7 protein-coding genes are annotated in these 4,431 nt (G+C 37.3%); 4 read left to right on the forward strand and 3 right to left on the reverse strand.

Annotation, left to right across the window (positions count from 1 at the left end):
- From C8P70_RS13575 to C8P70_RS13925, 3 genes are all read right to left on the reverse strand, one after another.
- Positions 1–922 (reverse strand): recombinase family protein (locus tag C8P70_RS13575; RefSeq protein ID WP_317128298.1); only part of this gene is annotated, 922 nt, incomplete at its 3' end.
- 143 nt (positions 923–1,065) lie between these two features.
- Positions 1,066–1,227, reverse strand: a complete 162-nt coding sequence (locus C8P70_RS13855) for a hypothetical protein (protein WP_166666239.1) — start codon at positions 1,225–1,227, stop codon at positions 1,066–1,068.
- 91 nt (positions 1,228–1,318) lie between these two features.
- Positions 1,319–1,495, reverse strand: coding sequence for a hypothetical protein (locus C8P70_RS13925; RefSeq protein WP_208293417.1), 177 nt, complete (start codon positions 1,493–1,495; stop codon positions 1,319–1,321).
- A gap of 98 nt (positions 1,496–1,593) precedes the next feature.
- Between C8P70_RS13925 and C8P70_RS13580 the strand changes: the two genes are divergently transcribed.
- The 4 genes from C8P70_RS13580 to C8P70_RS13595 all read left to right on the forward strand — a co-directional run bounded on the left by C8P70_RS13580 (position 1,594) and on the right by C8P70_RS13595 (position 4,350).
- Positions 1,594–2,328: a helix-turn-helix transcriptional regulator gene (locus C8P70_RS13580; protein WP_133713840.1), complete on the forward strand. Its 735-nt coding sequence runs from the start codon at positions 1,594–1,596 to the stop codon at positions 2,326–2,328.
- Between the two features lie 72 nt (positions 2,329–2,400).
- Positions 2,401–2,934, forward strand: coding sequence for a dihydrofolate reductase family protein (locus C8P70_RS13585; RefSeq protein ID WP_133713841.1), 534 nt, complete (start codon positions 2,401–2,403; stop codon positions 2,932–2,934).
- Between the two features lie 162 nt (positions 2,935–3,096).
- Positions 3,097–3,933, forward strand: coding sequence for a sigma-70 family RNA polymerase sigma factor (locus C8P70_RS13590; protein ID WP_091521996.1), 837 nt, complete (start codon positions 3,097–3,099; stop codon positions 3,931–3,933).
- A 72-nt stretch (positions 3,934–4,005) separates the two neighbouring features.
- Entirely contained in the window at positions 4,006–4,350 is a 345-nt protein-coding gene (locus tag C8P70_RS13595) for a YciI family protein (protein ID WP_091521993.1), read from the forward strand.
- The last annotated feature ends 81 nt before the right edge of the window (positions 4,351–4,431 follow it).

Here is a 4,431-nt window from a genome sequence, read left to right on the forward strand (position 1 = left end):
GCATACTCTTTTCAAAAATATCGTTGGCTAATTTGGCTTTTTGGCGGAAGCCACAGGATGAAACACAATGATAGTAGTAATAACGGCTTGTTCTTCCTTTGGAAGCACTTCCTGTCAGGTTGCGACCACATTCGGGGCATACTAAGAAACCACGGAGGGGCAGGTTCTCGTCTGAAAGTATTTTGGTATTGGGACGTTCAGTTCTTTTATTTCCGTCCAATATCAGTTGCACCCTATCAAAAAGTTCTTTGGATATAAGCGGTTCGTGCTGACCTTGTACCAGATGTGCTTCTTCGTCCTTGAATTTGGCAATGAATATCTTACCATAGTACAAAGGATTACGTACGGCTACGTGAAAAGCACTTCGACTTATCGTTGTCTTGTGTAATTTGTTCATTTTTTGCCGTACTTGGTCACAGGCAAACACGCCTTTTGCTATTTCGTTGAAAGCCCAACGCATAGCTGATGCTTCAGGTTCTTTTAGGGCAATGTATTTTCGTCCGTCCTCTTTGCTTCTGTTGATATATCCAAAAGGTGCTCTACCCATTAAACGCCCCTCTTTCCTTGCCCTACGCATACCGTAAAACGTATTCAGTGCCCTACGGTCATTTTCCACTTCGGGAGCGGACAGATATATCGCAAGCATCATCTTGTTTTCGGGAATGGAAAGGTCTAAAGGCTGTTCTACCGCCTGTGGTTCTATACCAAGTTTGTTGAGTGTGCTAATCATCTGATAGGCATCACCTGCATTACGGCTAAATCTATCCCATTTGGTAAACAAAACAAGGTCAGTCTTTGAACTTTTCTTTTTAAGGCTGTTCAGCAGTCTCGTCCATTCGGGTCGGTTAAAGGTTTTGGCGGAATGGTCTTCGTAGATAACCTGCCCGACAGCAATCTTATTGGTAGCACAGTACCTTTTCAGACGTTCCTCTTAGTCACGCTGTGAATATCCCTTATCTGCCTGTTCATCTGTGGAAACACGTATATATAAATCGGCTCTTTTCATAGCTAATCTTTTTGAGTGGGTATTAATGTTTTGTGGGATTAGCTAAAGTACGAAATAAATCATTCGGTATCAAAGCATTCACGGATAATTATCATTGTGAGGTTGTACAGAAACTCCATAATCAGTTCGGCTTTTTCCTGTTCCACATCAATACCGACTTCACGGAGAAGCTCCATTGCTTCTTCGATAGGTATTTTATCTATTTCTTTTCTCTCCTGCATTGCCTAACTCGTTTTGTCCTGACTAAATTAGTCAGGTAAGCAAGTCGGACTTTCAATGTTGCAGTCAGAGGTCGCATTTGGCGTTCAGAGGCTAAATACTCGGTTTGGGATTAGTATATTTTGAGCGTGTCCCTTTGCTTTTTTGCCAACGCACTGTCAGGCTGAGCCAGTCGAAGCCCAACGCAAAAAATGCAAGCGGGTCGGGATATCCGCTACAAGTCATCGCTCCGTTGCACTTCGCTGTGGGCTTTCCGCTTCTATCCCTCACGAAAACGAAAAAAACAATACTTGAAATATTTGTGTAATTTTGTTGTGTCTATAAACAAATTGGCGGTTATTGATTGTAGAACGATACCCAAGCACAAAATGGAATACAAAATAATAAAACCTTATAAAGACTTAAAGCCCTTTATACATTTTTATTGGAAACTGAAAGGAAATAAACTTGAAAGACAGTGGGAACGGGTTTTTCCAGACGGTTGTGCAGGTGTATTGATGAATTTAGGAAATACTTGTTTGACAGACAACGGTTCATTTTCTTTGGAGTTTGGAAAAACGTATGTGGTGGGTGCGATGACTTCATTTAAAGACAGCTTTATCGACAGTGATACTCATTTATTGGGAGTATGTCTAAAACCTGCAACTTTTGCAAATTTCTATAGCTATGCCTCACAAAATGAATTGACAAACGATACAATCGAGTTTGAAAAATCTAATTCATTCAATGTCGATAAAATCTTTAACAACCCTTTTGATTATCTTAACCAGTTTTTTTCCGACAGAATAAAAGCAAAACATATTCCATTGCAATCGGTTATTAATGATATTCATTCTACAAATGGACAGATCAGCATTCACGAGCTGTCAAAACGAAATTTCACGACCGTAAGACAGTTAGAGCGAAATTTCAAACGGTTCATTGGACTATCTCCAAAAGAATATTCAAATATTATTCGCTTTCAAAATGCTTTGTCCATTATCAAAAAATTAGATGAAAATCGAAGTTTTTTAGATGTTGCTTTTGAATGTGGCTACTATGACCATTCGCATCTTACCAATGAAATCAAACGAAATACGGGACTTTCGCCATCACAACTTTAAAATTGTCGCATTTTTCCAAAGTACAACCTGCTGTACAAAGCTAACTTTGTAGAAACATTAATTTTTATAAAAATGCGGAAAATATCACTTTTCATTGCAATGAGTTTAGACGGTTACATTGCAAAACCTAATGATGACCTTACTTTCTTGAAACTCGTTGAAAAAGCAGGAGAAGACTATGGTTATGGAGAATTTACAGACACCATTGACACATTGATTATTGGCAGAAGAACCTATGATTATGTGCTTAAAAATGTTGGTTTATCCCATTACGACAATGGACAACGAGATGTCTATGTCATAACAAGAACGGAAAGACCGCAAGTAGGTAGAACGACTTTTTATACAGGGAATTTGACTGAACTGGTCAAACGACTGAAATCTGAAAAAGGTAAAAATATTTATTGTGACGGTGGTGCGGAAGTAATAAATGAACTATTGAAGCATAACTTAATAGACGAGTTTATCATTTCGATAGTACCCATTTTATTAGGTAACGGAACAAGACTTTTCAAAGACGGCAGACCAGAGCAAACACTTGAATTTATCAAAGTCAAAACGTTTGAGACTGGATTGACACAACTGCATTACAAGCGACAAAAATAAAACCTCAACTAAATTGAATGTTTTCTTTCCTTTCAGCGACTTGTTGAAAGGCTTTTTTCTTTCCCTCAGGCAAAGCGAAACGCAAAAACAATACAGTTGAAAGATTTTCTCAAAACCTGTCACATTATTACCTTTGAAATTGTCTAACTCTAAAATCAAAAAATGGACGATTTAAACACATTGAACAAAAAACTATTTCCTTATGCTTACAACATTTTGGGAAATATTGGCGATTGTCAAGACGTAATTCAGGAGGTCTTGATAAAATTCAATGAAAAAGAGGGTTGCTCAATTTCCAATCCAAATGCGTATCTGATAAAATCGGTCATCAACCAAGCCATAAATCTAAAAAAGAAAAACGACAGAGAAAGGCAACAAAAAATCACATTGCCCGAACCAATCGTTACCAATCAAGGTGAAAGCAAAATTGAATTAGACGAGATACTCAATTATTCAATGCTTGTTTTGCTCGACACATTGAACACCAAAGAAAGAGCAGTTTTGTTGTTAAAAGAAGCATTTGATTACGAACACGATGATATCGCTGAAATATTAGAAATTTCGGTAGAAAATTCCCGACAAATCCTCACAAGAGCCAAAAAGAAACTGAAATTGCGGAAACCCGAAATCGCAACTTCGTCTGCAAAAGACCGAAAATATTTAGAAAAATATGTGTCCGCAATCCGTAAAGGCGATGTAAAAACGTTGGAACAAATATTGTCTGACGAAGTGCAGGTTTTGGCAGATGCAGGAAATAAATTACAGGTCATTGCTGAACTGACTTCGGGAATTGACAACACCATTAAACTGATGACCTACGTTTATGAAAATCATCAAAAAGACCTTGAAATCAAAATTGAAGAAATAAATCATCAATCTGCATTGCTGTTTTACAGAGGTACAACCTTGATAAACTGTCAGATATTTGAACTAAACCCAGACGGAAAAATCACAAGTATTTTTTCTGTCGTTGACCCCGAGAAATTGATGAAAATTTAAAGATTTCTCTACTTTCTGTCACGTTCCGCAATTTGAAATTGTCTTACAAGAAATAATTAAATTTTATAGACAATGAAAGAATTTGTATTGATTTTTAGATTAAAAGACATTTCCGATTTCAGACCAACACCTGAACAAATGCAGGAACGTATGAATTGGTTAGCAGGAATTGCTTCACAAAACAAATTAGTGGACAAAGGCAACACGCTTTTGCCATTTGCAGGAAGTGCAAAAAACGTAAAGTCCAACAAGGAAGTAACTGACGGAGTTTGCACCGAAAACAATGAATTTGTTAGCGGTTATGTTGTGGTAAAATCCGAAACCATTGATGAAGCAATAGAAATTGCAAAAGGTAATCCTATTTTTGACCAAGTAGGTGGAAACATCGAAGTGAGAGAAGTTTTGAAAAGAGATTAGCATTTAACAAAACAACAAATCAAGCCCCGAAAAAAAACGGGGCTTTTATTTTGTATTCTTGTACCAAAAAAGAACAAAAAG

Origin of the sequence: Myroides indicus, assembly GCF_004364575.1 — a bacterium.
Taxonomy (GTDB): domain Bacteria; phylum Bacteroidota; class Bacteroidia; order Flavobacteriales; family Flavobacteriaceae; genus Flavobacterium; species Flavobacterium indicum_A.